We start from the raw sequence: 20095 nt of genomic DNA on the forward strand, positions 1-20095 counted from the left end.
CGGGGCGGGCGAGCGTCCCCTCGATGGGGTCGTCGAAGCCGTGCGTGCGGCGCGAGCGCAGCAGCGCCGCCAGCGGCGGGACCGGCGCGAACAGCTCCTGCAGGTCGCGCCCGGCGAGCGCGGCGGCATCGGTCTCCAGCAGCGCGGCGGCCGCCGGGTTCGCGCCGTGAATGCGGCCGCGCCGGTCGATGAGGACGCAGGGCAGGGGAGCGGTCAGCCAGCTGTCGCCGGCGCCGGCCGGCGGTTTCTTCGCGGTGCGCATACGATGAAGCGGATGGTAGAGAGCGGGCCGTCCCAAGTCAACGCATTTCCGGCCCGTTGCCGACACTGCGGCACCAGGCGGAGGGACGCGCTAGCTCACGCGCGAGTTCAGCGCACCGCGACCGGGACAAGATCGTCCATCGGGATCGGCACGGTGGCCCGCGACGACGGGAGTTCGGACGACACCGTCGCCGCACCGTCACTGACGGCGATCACCAGGTCCACGTCCCCGACCGCCGCGAGCCGATGCGTGATGATGACCGTGGTGCGCCCGCGCATCAGCTTTCGCAGCGAGGCCATCACGAGCGCCTCGGTGACGGAGTCGAGCGAACTGGTCGGCTCGTCCAGGATGAGGATCGGCGCGTCCCTGAGAAACGCCCGCGCGATCGCGATGCGCTGTCTCTGGCCGAGGGAGAGCAGCTGCCCCTGCCCGCCGACCCGCGTCTCGTAGCCCGACGGCAGCTGTTCGATGAACTCGTGGGCACCGGCGGAGCGCGCCGCCGCCCGGATCTGCGCCGCCGTCGCGGCGGGCCTGCCGTACGCGATGTTCTCGCCGACCGTGACGTCGAAGAGCATCGGTTCCTGCAGCACGAGGGCGATGTTGCGGCGCAGCGAGGAGAGCTGAAGGCTCTTGAGGTCGTGCCCGTCGAGCGTGATCCTGCCGGACGTCGGATCGTAGAAGCGCACGATCATGCCGGCGAGGGTGCTCTTGCCGGCGCCCGAGGGTCCGACGAGCGCGACCCTCGCACCGGCGGGGATGGCCACCGAGACCGCGGAGAGCACCGGCGGCCCGCCGGGGTACCGGAAGGAGACGTCCTCGAAGACGACCCTCCCGCGGGCGGGCGCGGCCAGCGCGGTCGCCCGCGGCGCGTCCACGATGCCTGGCAGCGTGTCCAGCACCTCGTACACGCGGCGGGCGCGCGCCGCGGCGCCCTGCAGGTTCCCGGCGGTGAACGAGAGGATCTCGAGCGGTTCGTAGAGCATCCAGGCGTACGACACGAGGAGCACCACGTCGCCGGCGGTCAGACGGCCGGCGATCACGCGGGAGGCGGCGGTCCAGACGACCACCGCAACGCCTGCGGCAAGAAACAGGTTGACCGCCGCCTGCGAACCGGCCTCGAGGAGGTTGAAGCGGAGCGAGGCACGGAAGCTGGCGTGGGCGTGCCGGCGCACCCGCGCGCTCTCGTGCTCCTCGCGGCCGAAGGTCTGCACGGCGCGAATCCCGGTGAGGGTTTCCTGCACCGTCGAGCTGATCTCGCTCTCGCGCGCGCACCACTGATTGGAGCGTTCCGTCATCGTGGCGTCCATCCTGCGGATGAGCAGCACCAGCGGGGGGACGACCGAGAGAGCGGCCAGCGTCAGCATCACATCGCGCGAGAGCATGACCAGGGTGATGCCGACGAGCGTGGCGGCGGCCGTCACTCCGGGCACGATGCCGTCGCTGAAGATCTGGTTTGCGCTCGCGGTGTCCGCCGTGACCCGGTGCAGCGAGTCGCCGACCGGGCGGGAGCTGTGGTAGCCCAGCGACAGGCGCTGGAGATGGTCGAAGAGGACGGCGCGCATGCGAACAACCATGTGCAGGCCGGCTGCAGAGAAGACATAGCTGCTGGCCACCCTGAAGAGGCCGACCATCGCCTCGATCGCCAGCACGGCGGCGCAGAGCACGAACAGCAGGCCGCGATTCGGCTCGGCGAACAAGGCGACGCTCTCCCCGAGGGCGGCGGAGATCCTTGCGAGGAGCGCCGGCGGGTCCTCCGCCCCGAGCACGACATCGACGACCAGCTTCAGAGGCCACGGCTGCAGCAGAGTCGCGGCGGAGGAGGCGGCGACCAACAGGAGCCCGAACGTGATGCGACGCCACTCCGCCGGCGCGAACTGCCTGAGCAGGCGGGCGACGATGTGAAGCGTCGTCCGTGGAGATTCCATGACACGACCCCCGCGAAACGATGCATTTCACCGGGTGCGCCGGTGTGCCCCAAAACGGCCTTTTCCTCGAACGGACGGTGATGGACGGTTACAGGATCAACGGGAATTGTGCGGCGAAGCGGGGATCAAAGTCAAGAGTGGGACGGCCACCCGCGGAGGCCGGTTTGGCCCGGCGAGTATCGGCCGGTCGGCCCGGGCGTTGACGGGCACCGGCGCCAGGCGTATTGATTCATCCATGCCAAAGGATCCTCCTCAGGCGGCAATCGGCGACCTCGCGACCCTCTTCGCCGCCGGCCGCTTCGGCGAGATCGAGCGGGTGCTGCGCGAGCGGCCCTCGCTGCTCGCCGAGACCGCGCCGCTGCTGGCCGCGGGCGAGCCCGACGCCGTCGGCTCGCTGCTGCAGGTCGTGGCGCGGGTCGGCTTCGACTACCCGGACGATGTCTTCCCCGTGCTCCCGGCCATCGCGGCGCTCCTCGACCACCCCGAGCCCTGGGTGCGCTCCGACGCCGCCAACGCCTTCGGCACGGCGGTCTTCACGCACCGCGCGCCGGCGGCCGCCGCCGTCCCGCGGCTGCGGGCACTGCTCGACGACGCGCTGCCGCAGGCGCGCGCCGACGCCGCCCGTGCTCTCGGCAACATCGGCTTCTACCACCCGGACCTGGCCGGGGCCGCGGTGCCGCGGCTCATCGCGCTTCTCGACGGCGGCGAGGACGAGGAGCGCGAGGCCGCGGCGCATGCGCTCGGCAAGATCGGCGCCAGCTCGCCGGAGCTGCTGCCGCAGATCTTCCCGCGGCTGGTGCGCGAGCTGGAGAAGACGCACGAGGCGGCCTGCAGCGGCATCCTGCTGGCGTTCGGCAGCGTCGGCCAGCATTTCCCGGACATGGTGCGCGAGCACATCCCGAAGCTGCTGCGTTTCCTGCGCAGCGCCAACCCCGACACCGTGCGCTACGCGGTGCTCGCCCTGGGGAACCTCGCCACCGCCAACCCCGCGCTCGTGCGCGAGGCCCGGCCGGAACTCGAGCGCCTGGCGGCGTCGGCGGACGCGGACCTCTCCGCCAACGCCAGGATGGCCCTCGCGCTGCTGTAGCCGCGCGTCAGGAGGCGGCGGGCAGCAGGGTGTCGATGACCTGCTTGAGGTCGTGCAGCTGGAACGGCTTGGTGAGGTAGGCATCGGCGCCGGCGGACGTGCCCCGCGCGAGGTCTCCCTCCTGGGCGCGCACGGTGACCATGACCAGCGGGATCGCGCGCGTGGCTTCGTCGCGTTTCAGCCGCTCGCACAGTTCATAGCCGTTGAGCCGCGGCATGATGATGTCCGTGACGATCAGGTCCGGCCGCGTGGCGCGCGCGACGATCAGCGCCTCTTCGCCGTCGCCGGCCGCGATGCACTCGAAGCCGAGATTTCGCACCGTCTCCTCGAACGCGTAGAGGATGTTCGGTTCGTCGTCGACCACCAGCACCCGCCGCCCCGGCCGTGCCGCCTGCCGGCGCTCGTGGTCCTTCACGAATTCCTCGACGGAGAGCTCGCCCGCGGCCCAGCGCTGGCGGTACGAGCACTCCGCGCACTCCTCGCGCTCCTTGCGGCCCTCGGCTATCGCCAGGTGCCAGCAGAAGATCACCCGCAGGTCGCGCACCTTGCAGCCGGCGGTGCAGCGCTTGTGCTGCCAGCAGAACTCGAACGCCATGACACGCCCCCAGCGCACGGCATGCGCGCTTCGTCTCCGCCCGAACGGGTCGGATTTCGATGGCATAGATGTACCACAGCGGAGGCCCCGGGGGAAGGGGCGGGAGGCCGGGATCAGCGGGCGGGCGCGCCCCCTGCCGGGCTCTCCCGGTACTCCTCGAGCTCGCGCACGAGCGCCGCGACGCGCTCCACCGCCAGTTCCGTGAGGCGCCGGCCCTTCTCCGCGCTCGCCGCCGACGGGTCGCCCCAGACGCCGCCGCGCCAGTGCCGCCGCTTGTCGCGCACCAGCCGCGCCTCGGGGAAGTCGGGCCACTCCGCCGGCGAGGTCCCCTTGACCAGCTCGGGGCGCAGGTGCAGCACCCGCGAGGTCTCGATCTCGCCGGCGTGCGAGTCGTCGCGGGCCGCGACGATCCCCGCCCCGGCCGCCCGCACCTCGTCGTACTCGGAGATGACGCTGACCGCGATGTCGGGCAGCTCGTCGAGCAGGTGCTCGCCGGCGTCGACGAGCGTCAGCACGTGCGTGCGGCCGGCGTGGCCGGAGATGAGCACGAAGAAGCGCATGCCGTGGCGGTGGAAGTCCCGCACGAGGTCGAGGGCGATCGCGCGCAGCGTCGCCGTCGAGACGCCGATCGTCCCGGGGTGGTTGCGCGTGCTGCGCTGCACCCCGTAGGCGACCGCCGGCGCGACGTGGGCGCCGGTGCGCTCGGCCACGCGCCGGCAGACCTCGACCACCTGCAGGGTGTCGGTGCAGAGCGGCAGGTGCGCGCCGTGCTCCTCGAGCGAGCCGAAGGGGATGAGCACCGTGCGGGAGCGCTCCAGCCCGCGCTCGTACTCGGGCATCGTGACGTCGTCGAGGATCACCGCGCCGGCTCCGGCCGTGGCGCGGCCCGCAACGCCGCCGTCCCCTCGCGCCAGACGTGGATGTCCCGCGCGATCTCCTCCTCCATGGCCAGCTGCGTGTGCTCGCACTGGACGACCATCGTCGGGTAGTGCTGGTGGACGCGCACGCGCATCCCCGGCGCGATCCCGAACGCCATCAGCTTGTGCAGCCGCGCGGGGGAGGCGGAGCTGAGGTAGGCGACCTTCCCCTCCTCGCCGGCGGCCAGGCGCGTGAGCGGCACGACGAGGCTCTCGACGCTCTGGCGCGCCTCGCGGCAGCAGCGGCCCTCGGGGATCGGCGAGCCGTGGGGGCACTCGCGCGGGTGCCCGAGCAGGGTGCAGATGCTCTCGGTGACCTGGTCGGCGAGCATGTGCTCGAACTCGCAGGCGCTCTCCTCGGTGGCCTCCACCGCCATGTGCAGGATGTCGTGGAGCAGCCGCTCGGCGAGGCGGTGGCGCCGGATGACCTGCCGCGCCGCCTCGTCGCCGGCGGGCGTGAGGGTCAGCCGCCCGCCCTCGGCCTGGACGAGGCCCTGCGCCGTGAGCTGCGCCACCAGGTCCGCCTCGAGCGGGACCTTGGTGACCTCCTGGACCGCCTCGAGGCCCTCGCGGCCCTGCTCGCGGGCGCTCCAGAGCCCCTCGAGCGCCTCTTCGAGCGAGTGGGAGTGGTCGTGTGGCTCGCGCATGGGGGCGATTGTAGGGAATGCGCCGGCGCGGAGCAAGTCGGCGCGGACGCGCCGACCAGCAGGGGCGGGCCTGTCTCCTGGTTCTCCTTGACCGTTTCCGTCCCGTTCGTCGTGAAGCAAACCTGCCGATTCCGGGTGGTCGAGATTTCCGCTGTTCTGCCGGATCCGCGCGTCCGCGTGGATCAACAGCAAGTCGGCGCGGACGCGCCGACCTGCGGGGGCAGGCTTGTCACCCGGCTCGTCCTGATCTCTTCCGCCCCGTTCTTCGTGAGCGAAACCGGGCCATTCCCAGTGGTTGACAGGCCTGCTGCTCTGCTGGATCCGCGCGGACGCGCGGATCTGGGGTGCTGCCGTCCTCGGTGGGGACGCAGCAGCAATCGCCTTCGCGGCCGAGCATGCCGCTGATGATGCCGGAGGCGCAGCCGACGCCGGCGCGCACCGTCAGCGCGCCCGTCGGGCAGTTGAGCGCGCAGGCGCCGCACTCGATGCACGCGTCGGGTTCGCGCACGACCGCCGTGCCGTCCTCGAGCGCGAGCACCTCCCGCGGGCAGACTTCGACGCAGTCCCCGCAGCCGGCGCAGGCGGCGCGGTCCAGGCGCAGGGTCGTCACGTTCCGCAGGTAGAGCAGTCCCACAGCCTCATCCCCCCATGCCCAGATAGCGGCCGGCGGCGACCAGCACCAGGCCGATGGCCGCCCCGGCGATCTCCAGCGGCAGCGCGATCCGCATCTCGCGGCGGACGCCGGAGAGCGAGGTGATGACCGAGGAGCCGGTGAACTGCATCGCGCAGAACGCGGAGGCCACCGTGAGCAGCGCCGCCCAGCCCCCGAGCGCCGCCGCGTGCTCCCCGCGCAGCAGCAGGGGCGCTGCGACGGCCGCCCAGAGTGCGCCGAGCAGGGCGCCCTTGAGCGCGAAGGCGCGCCCGGGAATCCACGGGAGCAGCAGCGGGGTCAGCGCGGAGCCGGCGAGCAGTGCGCCGGCGCAGGCGGCTGCGGTGGCCGGCGCGCGCGCCACGAGCGCCTCCCAGGAGAAGCCGCCCGGGACGAGCCCACCGGCCAGCAGGAGGATGCCGAGCAGCGGCGCGACCCACCCGGCGGATTGGACCAGCTCCACCGGCACGAGGACCAGCCGGTCGGCGAACGTGAACGTGACGCGGCGCATCCGGGGCGTGGCCGCCATCCCGGCGTCGAGGAATGCGGGGAGATCGGCGGCGCGCACCGGCCCGAAGACCACGTCGAACCCTGAGTCCCGGCTGACCTCCCGCGCGGCGATGCCGGTCGCGCCGAGCTGCGGGACGACGATCGTCCGGTGGCGCACGCGCGCCGCCAGGCCCACGGAGGCGATCCGCGCGACCATCTCCCCGCTGCCGAAGGTCCCCTTGCCGGCGGCGCACCAGACGTTGATGCCGTGGGTGTCGAGCACGAGGATCCAGGCGTCGCGTCCGGCGAGCGCGCGGCGCAGGTGGTCGAAGCTCAGCCGGTAGTTCGCGCTGGCCAGCACCGGCGAATCGGCGCCGGGGGAGCCGAGGGCGTAGAGCCCGGGCTCGACGCGGAAGCTCTTGCGCCGGACCCCGAAGCGCACGCGCCAGTGCCCGAGGCGGTCATCCAGCGACCACGAGGAGACCGCCGTCCGCACGCGCTCGTCCGGCGGCAGCCCCGGGCCCGGCTGACCGCCGGGCGCGGTGGGACATCAGGAGGATTGCGTCGGCGCCGCCGGCGCCAGCGGGATCGGTGCGTTCATGGGGACAGTATACGTCGTCCGGACGGGCTCAGGATTTCGCGAGGGTGATGAGCCTGAACCACCCGCCGAGCAGCAGCGGGCGGTCCTCGGTGACGCGCAGCGCGGGCGCGGCCGCCAGCGCGTCCTCGAAGACCACGTCGGTGCGCGTCAGGAGCGGACCGATGAACAGGCTCGCGAACCGCCTCACGAAGGCGCGCTCCCCCGGGCGCAGGAACTTGTCCATGACCAGCGCGCGCCCCCCGGGCCGCAGGACGCGCTGGGTCTCGGCGAGCGCGAGGTCGGGGCGGGGGACCACGGCGAGGATCAGGTGCAGGACCATCGCGTCGAAGGAGGCGTCCGCAAAGGGCAGGGCGGTCGCGTCCCCGATTACGAAGGAAGGGCCGCGCCCCAGGCGCCGCGCCCGCTCGCGCGCCCGCCGCAGCATCGCGGGCGTCAGGTCCAGCGCCGTCACGCTGCGGCAGGGAGGCAGGTGCGGGAGGTCGAGGCCGCTGCCGGCGCCGCAGATCAGCACGTCGCGGTCGCGCGCGGGGTCCAGCCGCGCCAGGCTTTCGCGCCGCGGCTTCCGGGAGACGGACTCGAGGGCCAGGTCGTACAGTGGCGCCAGCAGGGTGTAGGCGCGTCGCAACGTCCGCGCGCTCACGAGCCGTGACCCTCGCGGTCCTGGTCCTCGCGGTTGTGCGCGGGATCGTGGGCGGCGTGCCTCGCCGCGTGTGCCGCCACGACCCTGGAGCGGACGATGTTGCAGAGCACGAGGGAGAGAAAGAACGAGAAGGACCCGTCGACCCACTTGTTGAAGAAGGGCTCCCGGCTCCAGACGGCGAGGTAGACCGCGTGGAGCACGAAGAGCAGCAACGGGCTGAGCACCCGCGCCAGATCGGCGTTGCTCAGCGGCGGCGGGCCGTTCTCACCTTCAGCGTTCACGCACCCAGTATATCCCCTCGCGGCGCTCGGCTGCGGTCCCGCTGTCGGAGCGGGACGCGCTCACTCTTGACGGCCGACGCGGCTACGCAGCAGCGCCGCCGTCGAGAACTCGGCCTTCGCGTCCGCCTCGAGGCCCAGCCTGCCCAGAGCAACGCCCAAGTTCTGGTGCGCTGCCGGGACGTCCGGAGCGAGAAGGACGGCTGTTCGCAGGCTTGGCAAGGCTTCGGCGAAGGCACCCTGCTTGAGGAGATCAAGCCCGAGGTTGAAGTGCGCCAGGAAGAAGCGCGGCTCCAGTCTCAAGGCTTCCCGATAAGCCGCGATGCCCTCGGCGGGCCGGCCGACTCCCTGCAACTCGATCCCCATGTTGGTGTAGGCCGCCGCGGTCGGCCGCTGCTCGATGGACGCGCGGTAGCAGTCAATGGCCTCCTCGATCCTGCCGAGCCTCGCCAGAGTGTTGGCGAGGTTGTAGTACTCCTCCCACCCCGGGTGCAGCACAAGGGCCGTGCGCTGATGCTCGAGGGCCGCGCTCAGATCGCCTCGCTCAAAGAGCAGGAGACCGTAGTTTGAGTGCGCCACAAAGGCCGCGGGATTCTTCACCAGGGTGTCCTTCCAGAGAGTCTCGTTGTCACGGTAGATGTGGGTTTGCCGCCACGTCAGCCACCAAAGGGGCGCCAGAACGATCAGTGGCAGGACGACTCTCAGCGCGCCGGAGGCGCCGGTCGTCAACTTCCGACGGCCCTTCTCCCACCACCAGGCGGCTGATCCCGCGGCAGCCGCGAGGATGCCCGCACTCGCGTGGTATTGGAAATGGTCCTGGACGAATGCGTAGCGCATGAAGTATACGTTGAAGAACCCGAGCGCGGGGAAGATCATCGCCGAATACCACGCCACCGCCGCCAAGGGACCCCTGCCGGTACGCCTCCTCCAGAGCACCAGGACCGCGAGTGCCAGAAGCACAGCCGCCGGGAACAGCCACGCCATCGGGTCCGTTGCCTTGATGTCCCAACGGGGGCGGACAAAGACAAGATCCGCCGGCCAGAAGAGTTCGAAGACATAGAACCACCAGGCCCGCCCGGCGATCAGGAACCGCGTCGCGAAATCCATGGTGAACTCGCTTCCCGAGGCGCCCACGTGGCTCTGCTCCAGCCAGGCGGTGAGCAGGCCAAACGCGCTGCCGAGTGCAACGAAGGGGAGTAGCGTGCGGAAATCCCGGCCGATGATCCTCCCCCTTCGCCACCAGACGATCGCTGCAAGCCCGAACGGCAAGAGACACACGGCCGTCTTGCTCAGCAAGGCGGCAAGGAAGAAGCCGAGTGGTAGGAGTTGCCCGGCGCGAGCCTTTCGTGCCTCGGGATCGCGCTCCGCGCGCAGATGGGCATGAACGAACGAGAAGACCGAGAGCATCATGAAGAACCCTGACAGGGTGTTCTTGCGTTCCGTCACCCAGGCGACGGACTCGGCATGCACCGGGTGGAGCGCGAAGACGGCCGCGGCAAACCAGGCCCCTGGCACGCCGAGGAACGCAAGTATCCGCCACAGAAGCACCGAGCTTCCGGCATGCAGGAGCACGTTGTCGAGGTGATAGCCGAACGGACGAAGGCCGAATGCCCGCCGCTCCAGCCAGAAGCTGGTGTGCGTCAGGGGATAGTACTGCTCGTTCGCGCGGAGATCGGTCCATATTCTTCGCAGACCGTCGTCCTGCGTAAGCACGGGGTTGTTCGTGACATTCGTGTCGTCATCCCAGATGAATCCGTTGCGCAGGGCGGGAAGATAGGCGGAGACCACCAGCAGGAGGAGGAGAGCTGCAGGCAGGACGGCCCTCCGCCGGGTTCCGTTCCGATTCGCGCGAGGTTGCTCGTCAGCAGTATCTTCCGTACGAATGCCCGGTTTCAATGGCACGTGGATGGCTCCCCGAGAATCTTGCGCACAGTCTACCTCTGGCCGACAGGCTGCGTCCACCGGTCCGAGGCGCGATGGGCATCCTGGCCCGGAAACCTTCTGAATTCTTTGACATGCGAGGCGGTTCGGGGTACAAATGACAGATTGTCCGCACGAAGAGCCGGAGGGGCGATGGATTACAAGGACACGCTGAACCTGCCGAAGACGGCGTTCCCGATGAAGGCCGACCTGACCCGCCGCGAGCCGGGCATGCTCGAATTCTGGGAAGCGCAGGGCATCTACGGGAAGATCCGCGAGGCGCGCAAGGGGAAGACGCAGTACATCCTCCATGACGGTCCGCCATATGCCAACGGGCATATCCACATGGGGCACGCCCTCAATAAGATCCTCAAGGACATCGTCATAAAGTCTCGTAACCTTGAGGGAATGGACGCGTCATATGTTCCCGGATGGGACTGCCATGGCCTCCCGATCGAGTTGCAGGTCGACAAGACCCTCGGCTCGAAGAAGAGGGAGATGTCCACAGGCACGTTCCGCAAGGAATGCCGCAAATATGCCGAGGGGTTCGTCGACATCCAGCGCACCGAGTTCAAGCGTCTCGGCGTGCTCGGGGAATGGGAGAATCCCTATCTGACGATGGCGTTCGGCTACCAGGCGACCATCGTCCGCGAGCTGGGGAAGTGCTTCGCCGCGGGACGAGTCTACCGCGGGCACAAGCCGGTGCACTGGTGCATTTCCTGCCGCACGGCACTTGCCGAGGCGGAGGTCGAGTACGAGGAGAAGAAATCCCCGTCGATCCTCGTGCGCTTCCCGATCGTCCGCGGCTGGGAGACGGTCGGCGCGGGGTTGCCGGAGCGCCAGGCCTACGCCGTCATCTGGACGACGACCCCCTGGACGATCCCGGCGAACCTCGCCATCGCCGCGCACCCGGACTTCGTGTACGCGATCGTCGAGGCCGGCGGCGACTACTACGTCGTGGCCAAGGACCTGGCAGCGTCGGTCATGGCCGAGGCCGGCCTCGCGCCGTGGACGATCGTGCGCGAGGTGCGCGGCGCCGACCTCGAGGGCCTCGTCGCCCGCCACCCCTACCTGGAGCGCGAGTCGCGCTTCGTCCTCGGCGACCACGTCACCCTCGAGGCGGGCTCGGGTCTCGTGCACACGGCGCCCGGCCACGGGCAGGAGGACTACGTCGTCGGCCGCCGCTACAGGCTGGAGGTCTACAGTCCCGTGGACGACCGGGGACGCTTCGCCGCGGACGTCGAGCGGGTCGCGGGCCAGAAGGTCTTCGACGCCAACCCGGTGGTCGTCGCCGCCATCCGCGAGGCCGGCAACCTGCTGCGCGAGGGGCAGATCACCCACAGCTACCCGCACTGCTGGCGCTGCAAGCAGCCGGTCATCTTCCGCGCGACGAGCCAGTGGTTCATCTCCATGGAGGAGGGGGGCCTGCGCGCCGCGGCGCTCGAGCAGATCGAGCGGGTGCGCTGGATCCCGGCGTGGGGGCGCGAGCGCATCGCGGGAATGATCGCGCATCGCCCCGACTGGTGCATCTCCCGGCAGCGCTCCTGGGGCGTGCCGATCACGGTGGTGCTCTGCGAGGACTGCGGCGGCGTCATCGCCACGCCGGAGCTCTTCGAGCGGGTCGCCGCCCGCGTCGGGGCCGAGGGTGCCGACTTCTGGTTCGACGCGCCCGTCGCGGAGCTGCTCGGCGGCGGCGCCTCCTGCCCCGGCTGCGGCGGGGGGCGGCTGCGCAAGGAGACCGACATCCTCGACGTCTGGTTCGACTCCGGCGTGAGCCACGCCGCGGTGCTCGAGGCGCGGGGGCTGCCCTGGCCGGCGGACCTCTACCTCGAGGGATCGGACCAGCACCGCGGCTGGTTCCACAGCGCGCTGCTCACCGGCGTCGCGACGCACGGCGGGGCGCCCTACCGCGGCGTGCTCACGCACGGGTACGTGGTCGACGCCAGCGGCAAGAAGATGTCCAAGTCGGTGGGCAACGTCATCGCGCCGCAGGAGATCATCAAGCAGTACGGAGCCGAGATCCTGCGGCTCTGGGTCTCGGCCGAGGACTACACGAACGACATCCGCATCTCCCAGGAGATCCTCAAGCGCCTGGCCGAGGCGTACTTCCGGATCCGCAACACCGCGCGCTTCCTCCTCGGCAACCTCGCCGACTTCGACCCGGCGGCACACGCGGTGGACGCCGCGGCGGCACCCGAGATCGACCGCTGGGCGCTCGCGCGGCTGGCGCAGCTCGAGCGGCGCGTGCTCGAGGCCTACCGCGACTGCCAGTTCCACGTGGTCTACCACGCGCTGCTCAACTTCTGCTCGGTCGACCTCTCCGCGTTCTACCTCGACGTGCTCAAGGACCGCCTGTATGTGCTCGCCCCCGACGACCCGGCCCGGCGCGCCTCGCAGACGGTGCTCCACCGCGTGCTCGAGTCGCTGACGCTGCTCATGGCCCCCGTGCTCTCGTTCACGGCGGAGGAGATCTGGCAGGCGATGCCCGCGCGCCCGGGCAAGGCCGCGAGCGTCTTCCTCGCGACCTGTGCGCCGACAGCTGCCCCCGCGGACGCGGAGGCGCTCCTCGCGCGCTGGGAGCGCCTGCTGGAGGTCCGGCGGGCCGTCACCAAGGCCCTCGAGGGCGCGCGCGGCGAGATCGGCAAGTCGCTCGAGGCGGCGGTGACGATCGGCGCGGACGCGGGCACCGTCGCGCTGCTGGCCTCCTTCGGCGAGACGCAGCTCAAGGAGATCTTCATCGTGACCGGCGTCACCGTGCGCGAGGACCCGGCCGCCGCGAGCCCCGCGGTCGAGGTGCGGCGGGCGGGCGGGCGCAAGTGCGGCCGCTGCTGGACGTGGTCCGAGGGCGTCGGCGCGGACGCGGCGCACCCCGAGGTCTGCCCGCGCTGCGCCTCGGCGCTGGCGGTCATCCGGGCGAAGCGGGGGGGGCAGGCTTGACAGTGTCAGGGGCGGTGCGGAAGAATGCGCGCATGAACAGGAAGGGCCGCACCGCGGCGCGCTGGGGCGCGCTCTGGCTGGCCGCGGCGCTGCTGGCGGCGCCCGGCTGCACGTACTTCGACGATCACTGGCCGAGCTTTCCCGGGACCCCCTTCACGCCCGAGCAGCCCGAGGGCAAGGTCACGCTCACCACGCTGCAGGCCGATACCATCGGCGCCGCGAGCGAGGGGTGCTCGCCGGGGGGGACCGTCTTCTGGGGGACGGTCACGAACACGGGGGACATGAACGTCGCGGACGTCGTCATCACCCTCACGCCCTTCAACGCCGCGGGCGCCGCCCTCGGCTCCTTCAGCGGCCTGGTCTACAACGGGACCATCGACGACACCGACCCGGACAACCCCGTCTTCGGCACCACGCTCGAGGTCCTGCAGTCCGGCTCGTTCAAGGTCTGCGCGTCCATACCGGTCGGGGCCGTGGCCCGCACCGAGTACCGCACCACGTTCACGATCATCGACGAGGTCCAGTGAGCGTCCGCGCCTGCGCGCCCGCGGCCCTGCTCGCCGCGGTCGGGTGCGCCGCGCTCGCCGGCTGCGTGGACGCCACGGCGACGCGCCGCCAGAACGCGGAAGCCCACTACCGCATGGCCACGGCGGCGCTCCAGCAGCCTGGCGGCATCCAGAGCGAGGTCAACCGGCGCGCCGCCTACCCGGAGCTGACGCAGGCGATCGGGATCGAGCCCGGGAACGCGCAGTTCCACCAGACGCTGGGCGCGATCTACTTCTACGGGGAGGACTACGGGGCCGCCGAGGGCGAGTTCAAGCGCGCGCTCGCGCTGGACCCGAAGGCGGCGGAGGCGCACAACAACCTGGGCCTCGTCTACCTCGCGCAGGAGCACCCCGCCGAGGCGGCCGGCGAGTTCAAGAAGGCGCTCGCGAACCTCGCCTACCCGACGCCCGAGATCGCGGCCTTCAACCTCGGGAACGCGCAGTACCGCCTCGGCAACTACGAAGAGGCCATCGAGGCCTACGAGCGTTCGCTGAAGATCCTGCCCGAGAACTTCGACGGGCAGTTCGGCGTCGGCCTGAGCTACGCGCGCCTCGGCCGCCTCGCGGAGGCGGAGCGCGCGTACGCGGAGGCGGCCCGCCTGCGCCCCGACGCCGTGCGCGCGCACTACGAGCTGGGCATGACGCTCTTCAAGCTCGGGCGCAAGGGCGAGGCGGCGGCGCAGTTCCGCAGGGTCGTCGAGCTGGAACCGGCCGGCGAGCTCGGGGAGCAGTCGCGCATCTACCTCAAGCTGATCAAGTAGGGGCTCACCGCGTGTCCGAGCCCGCCCCCGCGGCCGGCGCCTTCCGGCCGGCAGCCCTCCGGATCGGATCGCTCAGCGTCTTCCCGCCGCTGGTGCTCGCGCCGATGGCCGGGCTCACCCACGCCCCGCTGCGCCGGTTGCTCGGCGAGCTCGGCGGCGTCGGGCTCTTCTACTCCGAGATGCTCAGCGCCCGCGCGCTGCGCCACGAGCTGCCCGGACGCTCGCGACAGCTGGCGGCGGCCGAGCGCGGACGTCCCCTGTGCCTGCAGATCTTCGCCGCCGAGCCCGAGCAGATCGCGCCCGCGGTGGCGGCCGGCGACGGCTGGCGCCCCGAGGTCTGGGACCTGAACTTCGGCTGCCCCGCCCCCGAGATCCTGCGGCAGGGCGCCGGGGGGGCGCTCGCGCGCGACCTGAGCCGGGCCTGGCGCATGGCGGAGGCGATGCGCCAGGCGGTCACGGGGCCGCTGCTCTTCAAGATCCGGGCCGAGGAGGACGGCGCGCGCCTCCTCGAGTTCGCGCGCCTCCTGGAGGCCGCAGGGGCCGACGGGATCGTCGTCCATGGCCGCACCGCCCGCGAGAAGCTCTGCCGCCCGGCGCGCTGGGAGCCGATCGCGGCGGTGGCCGCCGCGGTGCGCATCCCGGTGATCGGCAACGGCGACGTGCGGTCCTCGGCGGACGCCGAGCGCCTGCTCGCCGAGACCGGCTGCGCCGGCGTCATGATCGGCCGCGCGGCGGCGGAGCGGCCGTGGATCTTCCGCGAGATCGCCGCCGGCTGGGGCCTGCCGGTGCCGCCGCTGCGGCTGCGCACGCGCAGCGCCGTCTACCGCCGCCTCGCCAAGCTCCTGCACGAGCACCTCGGCCACCCGCGCGACCTGTACCGGCTGCGCGAGTTCACCGGCTACTTCGCGAAGAACTACAAGTTCGGCCACCAGCTCTGGAAGGAGGTCCAGAACGCCGCGGACGTCGGGACGGCGCGGCGGATCGCCAAGGACTTCTTCTCGCGGCAGGAGGACGCCGGGGAGACGCTGGCGTGAGCGAGGCCCCCTGGTACGCGGACGGGCTGCGCTTCGCGTGCCGCCGCTGCGGCGCCTGCTGCACGGGCGGACCCGGGTACGTGTGGCTTCGCGCCGGCGAGGCGGCCGCGCTCGCCGCCCGGCTCGGGCTGGACGAGCCGGCCTTCATCGAGCGCCACACGCGGCGCGAGTTCGGGCTGCTGAGCCTGCGCGAGGAGGAGGACGGCCGCTGCGTCCTCTTCGTGCCCGGCGCCGGGTGCCTGGCCTACGAGGCGCGCCCGCGCCAGTGCCGGACGTGGCCCTTCTGGCCGCGCATCGTCGCCTCGCGCGGCGCCTGGGAGAAGGAGGCCGCCGGCTGTCCGGGGATGGGCTCGGGCGAGCTCTTCGGGGCCGAGCGCATCGAGGAGCTGGCGCGCGAGCCGGTGCGACCGCCGGCGCGCGGCGGCCGCTGAGGGGCGCCGCGTGCCTCGCCTTGCCGCGCGTTTGGCGCTATATTCCAGAATCATGCCCGGAGAACCCGATGTCGGTGACGGCGCGCCCGCGGGCCCGGAGGCCGGCGCCCCCGCAACCCCGCCCGAGCGCCACGGGCGGCGCTACACCGCGCGCCAGGTCTTCTTCTGGTCGGTCCTCGCCGCCTTCGTGGCGGTCGGCGTGCGGCTGCACTGGGAGGGCTCGGTCATCGCGGCCGGCGCCGTGCTCTGGGGCCTCGCCACGCACATCTTCGGCGCGCTCTTCGCGCTGGCGCTCGGCTGGCTCGCCGCCTTCCCGATCGCCGGGCCGCTCATCGTCAAGGCGCTCACCTGGCCGCTGTTCCTGCTCATCAACGGCGCGGCGTTCTTCACCTCGCTCGTGGGCATCAACATCGGCAAGGGGCGGCAGGTCTTCGAGGCGCGCGTCGCGGCGACGATCCTGATGACGGGCGTGCTCATCGGCTTCATCCTCGGGAAGGTCTTCTAGGGCGCGCTGCGCGCGCGGAGGGACACATGGCGAACGAGCCGGCGGCAACGGACACGGGCGGCGGCGCGACGACGCAGCGCGAGGGCGGACGCGAGCTGGCGGCCCGCCTCGGCTTGCCGTACCTGGAGGCCGGCGGCTACCCCGAGACGCCGTGGGCGGGGACCGGCCTCTCGGTGAAGTTCCTGCGCCGCTACCGCTGCCTGCCGCTCGCGGTCGAGGCCGGGAGGCTGCGGGTGGCGATGGCCGACCCGGCCGACACGGCGACGCTCGAGGCCATCCGCGCCTGGACCGGCCTGGAGGCGGAGCCCGCCGTCGGCGAGGAGGCCGACATCCTCGAAGCGGTCGAGCGGCTCTACGGCTCGGGCTCGACGACCGTCCAGAAGATCATCGAGGACATGGGCAGCGGCGACGTGGAAATTCTCTCGGGCGAGGCCGAGGAGGACGCCGAGCACCTGCGCGACCTGGCGTCGGAGGCGCCGGTCATCCGGCTCGTGAACCTGATCATCACCCGCGCGGCCGAGGCCGGCGCGAGCGACATCCACTTCGAGCCGTTCGAGGACCGCCTGATCGTGCGCTCCCGCGTCGACGGCGTGCTCCACGAGGTGGAGTCGCCGCCGCGGCGGCTGACGGCGGCGATCGTCTCGCGCGTCAAGCTCATGGCGAAAATGAACATCGCCGAGCGCCGGCTGCCGCAGGACGGGCGGATCCGCGTCCGCGTCGGCGAGCGCGGCATCGACATCCGCGTCTCCACGGTGCCGACGGTCTTCGGCGAGAGCCTCGTGCTGCGGCTGCTCGACCGCTCGCGCGTGTTCCTCGACCTGGCGACGCTCGGCTTCGTGGGGCGGGAGCTGGCGGCCTTCGAGAAGCTCATCACCCGCCCCTACGGCATGCTCCTGGTCACGGGCCCGACCGGCAGCGGCAAGACGACGACCCTCTACGCGGTCCTCGACCGGCTCAATTCGCCGGAGAAGAAGATCGTCACGATCGAGGACCCCGTCGAGTACCAGCTCGCGGGCGTCAACCAGATCCAGGTCATGCCCAAGATCGGCCTCACCTTCGCCTCCGGGCTGCGCTCGATCGTGCGCCAGGACCCGGACGTCATCCTCGTCGGCGAGATCCGCGACCGCGAGACCGCGGACATCGCCATCCAGTCGGCGCTCACCGGCCACCTCGTCTTCTCGACGGTGCACACCAACGACGCGGCGGGGGCCGTGACCCGCCTCGAGGACATGGGCGTCGAGAGCTTCCTCATCGCCTCCGCCGTGATCGGGATCATCGCGCAGCGGCTCGTGCGCCGCATCTGCCCCGAGTGCTCGACCCCCGCGCCGCCGGACCCCGCGCTGCTGCGCTCGCTCGGCGCCGACCCCGGCGCGCCGGCCGACTACCGCGCCGGCAGGGGCTGCGAGAGCTGCAACGGCACCGGCTTCCGCGGGCGGCTCGGGATCTTCGAGCTGCTGCCGCTCGACGACACGATCCGCGGCCTGGTGCTCTCGCACGCCAGCGCGGGCGCGATCCGCGAGGCGGCGATGCGCACCGGCATGCGCACGATGCGCGGCGACGGTCTGGAGAAGGCGGCGCGCGGCGTGACGACCGTCGCCGAGGTCCTGCGCGTGACGCAGGAGGAATAGCCCTGCCGACCTTCGCCTACCGTGCCACCGACCGCGAGGGCAAGACCGTCGACGGCCGCATCGAGGCCGCGGACGCCGCCAGCGTCGCCGGGCGCCTGCAGGAGCTGGGCTTCTACCCGCTCGCCGTGCGGCCGGCCGCGGCCGACGCCGAGCCGGCGGCCGGGCTCCCGCGCCTGGGCCGCGGCGGCGGGGGGGGGCGGCGGCTCGCGGAGTTCTCCCGCCAGCTCGCGGTGCTGCTCGAGGCCGGGATCCCCCTCGACCACGCGCTCGGCATCGCGGGCGAGGTCGCCGACGCTCCGGAGTTCCGGGGCATCATCGCGCGGGTCCGCCGCTCGGTCGAGGAGGGCGCCTCGTTCGCCGACGCGCTGGCGCGCCACCCGCGCACCTTCAACGAGCTGTACGTGAGCATGGTGCGCGCGGGCGAGGCCGGCGGCGCGCTCGACCAGATCCTCAAGCGGCTGGCCGAGTTCCTCGAGGAGTGGCAGCGCATCCGCGACGTCGTCGTCTCGGCGCTGCTCTATCCGGCGTTCCTGAGCGCGTTCGCGGTCGGGGCGGTCACGCTCCTGATCGTCGTCGTCGTGCCGCGGTTCGCCGGCGTCTTCGGGGACCTGGGCAGCAAGCTGCCGGCGCCGACGCGGCTGCTGCTGGCCGTGAGCGATTTCGTGCGCAGCGCCTGGTGGGTCATCGGCGCCGCGCTGGTGGCGCTCGGGGGCGCGCTGAGCGCCGCGGCGCGCACGCCGCGCTGGCGCGCCTGGTGGGACCGCGCCGTGCTCGGCCTGCCGCTGGCCGGGGACCTGGCGGTGAAGGTCCAGGTCTCGCGCTTCGCGCGCGTCTTCGGCACGCTGATCGCCAGCGGCGTGCCGATCCTGCGCGCGCTGGAGATCGTCACGGGGACGCTGAACAACTCGGTGTTCGCCGCCTCGCTCGCCCGCGTGCAGAGCGGCCTCAAGGAGGGGCAGGGCGTCGCCGAGCCGCTGCGGCGCGCCGGGGTGTTCCCGCCGCTGTTCCTGCACATGGTCGCCGTCGGCGAGGAGACCGGGCGCCTCGAGGAGATGATGCTCACCGTGGCCTCCAGCTACGACCGGGACGTCGAGACCTCGGCGCGCCGGTTGCTTTCGCTCCTCGAGCCCGTTATCATTCTTCTCATGGGCGTCGTCATCGGTGCCATCATCCTCTCGATCCTATGGGCGATCTTCAGCGTCAACCAGCTCGCCCTCTAGCGGCGGCGGCGCGCCGGGGCCTCCCCGGCCTGCGCGATGAGCGCGGCCTGACGCTCATCGAGCTGCTCGTCGTGATGGTCATCCTCGGCCTGTTCTCGATGATCGTCTACCAGCAGTTCTTCCCGCAGGTCGACAAGGCCAAGATCCAGACCACCCGCACGCAGATGGAGATCATGGCGCTGGCCCTCGACAGCTACCGGCTCGACGTCGGCGAGTACCCGCCGGCCCTCGGCGACCTGGTGCAGTCCTCCTCGCCGCGCTGGAAGGGCCCCTACCTGCAGAAGGGCAAGGTCCCCAAGGACCCCTGGGGGAACGACTACACCTACCAGGTCCAGGAGGGGGGGAACGCCTTCACACTCGCCTCGACCGGGGACGGGAAGAAGGAAATCCGCTACGGCGAAGAGGAATGACGCAGCGGTGGCTGCCCCCGCCCGCGCGGGCTTCACGCTGATCGAAGTCCTCCTCGTCCTCGTCGTCCTCGCGATCGCCGGCGTCATCGCCTACCCGGCCCTGCAGCCGGCGCTGGAGTCCGCCCGCGCCGAAACGGCCGGGCGCCGCACCGCCGCGTTCCTCGACGACGTGCGCCGGCGCGCGGTGCTCGGGCGGGCCGAGCTGGAGGTCGCCTGCCGCCCGCGCGAGGGGAGGCTGGTGCTGCGAGGCGGATCCGGCGAGCCGCGCGACTTCCGCGTCCCCGAGGGCATGACGATCGTCTCCTGTCGCCCCGACCGGGTGCGCTACTTCCCGCAGGGCTCCTCCACCGGCATGGCGCTGGTGCTGCGCGACCGGCGCGGACGCGAGCGTCGCGTCGCCGTCGGCGCGTTCACCGGGCTGGCTGCCGTCGTCGAGGCGCCCTGACGGCCGCCACGGTCCTCGTCCGGCGCGCCTCCTACCCGGTGCCGGCGGTGCTCGTGGAGGAGGCGCTCGAGCGCTTCGCGCCGCCGCTGGCCGGCCGGCGGGTGCTGGTCAAGCCGAACTGCGTGCTCGGCGCCGCGCCGGAGCAGGCGGCGACGACGCACCCGAGCCT

The 20095-nt window shown here is 72.0% G+C and carries 20 protein-coding genes and 1 pseudogene; 11 read left to right on the forward strand and 10 right to left on the reverse strand.

The window, feature by feature from the left end; all coding sequences use genetic code 11:
- Both VI078_14455 and VI078_14460 read right to left on the reverse strand, forming a co-directional pair.
- Positions 1 to 262, reverse strand: a 262-nt coding sequence (locus tag VI078_14455; GenBank protein ID HEY6000487.1) for a PAS domain-containing protein, incomplete at its 3' end; no start/stop codon positions are given.
- A gap of 107 nt (positions 263 to 369) precedes the next feature.
- Entirely contained in the window at positions 370 to 2187 is a 1818-nt protein-coding gene (locus VI078_14460) for an ABC transporter ATP-binding protein (GenBank protein ID HEY6000488.1), read from the reverse strand.
- 235 nt (positions 2188 to 2422) lie between these two features.
- On the opposite strand from VI078_14460, the gene VI078_14465 reads away from it, so the two are divergent.
- Positions 2423 to 3274 (forward strand): HEAT repeat domain-containing protein, encoded by an 852-nt coding sequence (locus VI078_14465; protein ID HEY6000489.1) that lies wholly within the window; start codon positions 2423 to 2425, stop codon positions 3272 to 3274.
- Between the two features lie 7 nt (positions 3275 to 3281).
- On the opposite strand, the gene VI078_14470 is transcribed toward VI078_14465, so the two are convergent.
- From VI078_14470 to VI078_14505, 8 genes and pseudogenes are all read right to left on the reverse strand, one after another.
- Entirely contained in the window at positions 3282 to 3869 is a 588-nt protein-coding gene (locus VI078_14470) for a response regulator (GenBank protein HEY6000490.1), read from the reverse strand.
- Positions 3870 to 3982: 113 nt separating this feature from the next.
- Positions 3983 to 4729 carry a creatininase family protein gene (locus tag VI078_14475; protein ID HEY6000491.1) on the reverse strand — a complete coding sequence of 249 codons (747 nt, stop codon included), beginning with the start codon at positions 4727 to 4729 and terminating at the stop codon, positions 3983 to 3985.
- Positions 4726 to 5433, reverse strand: coding sequence for a metal-dependent transcriptional regulator (locus tag VI078_14480; GenBank protein ID HEY6000492.1), 708 nt, complete (start codon positions 5431 to 5433; stop codon positions 4726 to 4728). Before VI078_14480 ends, VI078_14475 begins: the two co-directional genes overlap by 4 nt.
- A gap of 364 nt (positions 5434 to 5797) precedes the next feature.
- Positions 5798 to 6067: pseudogene (gene hgcB / locus VI078_14485) on the reverse strand (mercury methylation ferredoxin HgcB).
- Between the two features lie 4 nt (positions 6068 to 6071).
- Entirely contained in the window at positions 6072 to 7067 is a 996-nt protein-coding gene (hgcA, locus tag VI078_14490; GenBank protein HEY6000493.1) for a mercury methylation corrinoid protein HgcA, read from the reverse strand.
- Between the two features lie 133 nt (positions 7068 to 7200).
- Positions 7201 to 7812 carry a methyltransferase domain-containing protein gene (locus VI078_14495; protein HEY6000494.1) on the reverse strand — a complete coding sequence of 204 codons (612 nt, stop codon included), beginning with the start codon at positions 7810 to 7812 and terminating at the stop codon, positions 7201 to 7203.
- Positions 7809 to 8093: a hypothetical protein gene (locus tag VI078_14500; GenBank protein HEY6000495.1), complete on the reverse strand. Its 285-nt coding sequence runs from the start codon at positions 8091 to 8093 to the stop codon at positions 7809 to 7811. Before VI078_14500 ends, VI078_14495 begins: the two co-directional genes overlap by 4 nt.
- Positions 8094 to 8153: 60 nt before the next feature.
- Positions 8154 to 9992, reverse strand: coding sequence for a tetratricopeptide repeat protein (locus tag VI078_14505; protein ID HEY6000496.1), 1839 nt, complete (start codon positions 9990 to 9992; stop codon positions 8154 to 8156).
- A 171-nt stretch (positions 9993 to 10163) separates the two neighbouring features.
- On the opposite strand from VI078_14505, the gene ileS reads away from it, so the two are divergent.
- The 10 genes from ileS to VI078_14555 all read left to right on the forward strand — a co-directional run bounded on the left by ileS (position 10164) and on the right by VI078_14555 (position 19926).
- Positions 10164 to 12947 carry an isoleucine--tRNA ligase gene (gene ileS / locus VI078_14510; protein ID HEY6000497.1) on the forward strand — a complete coding sequence of 928 codons (2784 nt, stop codon included), beginning with the start codon at positions 10164 to 10166 and terminating at the stop codon, positions 12945 to 12947.
- A gap of 32 nt (positions 12948 to 12979) precedes the next feature.
- Positions 12980 to 13474: a hypothetical protein gene (locus VI078_14515; GenBank protein ID HEY6000498.1), complete on the forward strand. Its 495-nt coding sequence runs from the start codon at positions 12980 to 12982 to the stop codon at positions 13472 to 13474.
- Entirely contained in the window at positions 13471 to 14253 is a 783-nt protein-coding gene (locus VI078_14520; protein ID HEY6000499.1) for a tetratricopeptide repeat protein, read from the forward strand. The genes VI078_14515 and VI078_14520 overlap by 4 nt, the downstream gene beginning before the upstream one ends.
- A gap of 11 nt (positions 14254 to 14264) precedes the next feature.
- Complete coding sequence (locus VI078_14525) at positions 14265 to 15287, forward strand: tRNA-dihydrouridine synthase family protein (protein ID HEY6000500.1); 1023 nt, start codon at positions 14265 to 14267, stop codon at positions 15285 to 15287.
- Positions 15284 to 15718, forward strand: a complete 435-nt coding sequence (locus tag VI078_14530) for a YkgJ family cysteine cluster protein (GenBank protein ID HEY6000501.1) — start codon at positions 15284 to 15286, stop codon at positions 15716 to 15718. The genes VI078_14525 and VI078_14530 overlap by 4 nt, the downstream gene beginning before the upstream one ends.
- Positions 15719 to 15770: 52 nt before the next feature.
- Positions 15771 to 16223: a hypothetical protein gene (locus VI078_14535; protein HEY6000502.1), complete on the forward strand. Its 453-nt coding sequence runs from the start codon at positions 15771 to 15773 to the stop codon at positions 16221 to 16223.
- Positions 16224 to 16249: 26 nt separating this feature from the next.
- A complete protein-coding gene (gene gspE, locus VI078_14540; GenBank protein HEY6000503.1) occupies positions 16250 to 17851 on the forward strand; it encodes a type II secretion system ATPase GspE in 1602 nt (533 codons plus the stop codon).
- Positions 17852 to 17976: 125 nt separating this feature from the next.
- On the forward strand, positions 17977 to 19071 hold the full coding sequence (locus VI078_14545; protein ID HEY6000504.1) for a type II secretion system F family protein: 1095 nt from the start codon (positions 17977 to 17979) through the stop codon (positions 19069 to 19071).
- Positions 19035 to 19481 (forward strand): type II secretion system major pseudopilin GspG, encoded by a 447-nt coding sequence (gene gspG, locus VI078_14550; GenBank protein HEY6000505.1) that lies wholly within the window; start codon positions 19035 to 19037, stop codon positions 19479 to 19481. The genes VI078_14545 and gspG overlap by 37 nt, the downstream gene beginning before the upstream one ends.
- 7 nt (positions 19482 to 19488) lie before the next feature.
- On the forward strand, positions 19489 to 19926 hold the full coding sequence (locus tag VI078_14555; protein ID HEY6000506.1) for a prepilin-type N-terminal cleavage/methylation domain-containing protein: 438 nt from the start codon (positions 19489 to 19491) through the stop codon (positions 19924 to 19926).
- Positions 19927 to 20095: the final 169 nt, after the last annotated feature.

Source organism: bacterium, assembly GCA_036524115.1.
In the GTDB taxonomy this organism is placed as follows: domain Bacteria; phylum JAUVQV01; class JAUVQV01; order JAUVQV01; family DATDCY01; genus DATDCY01.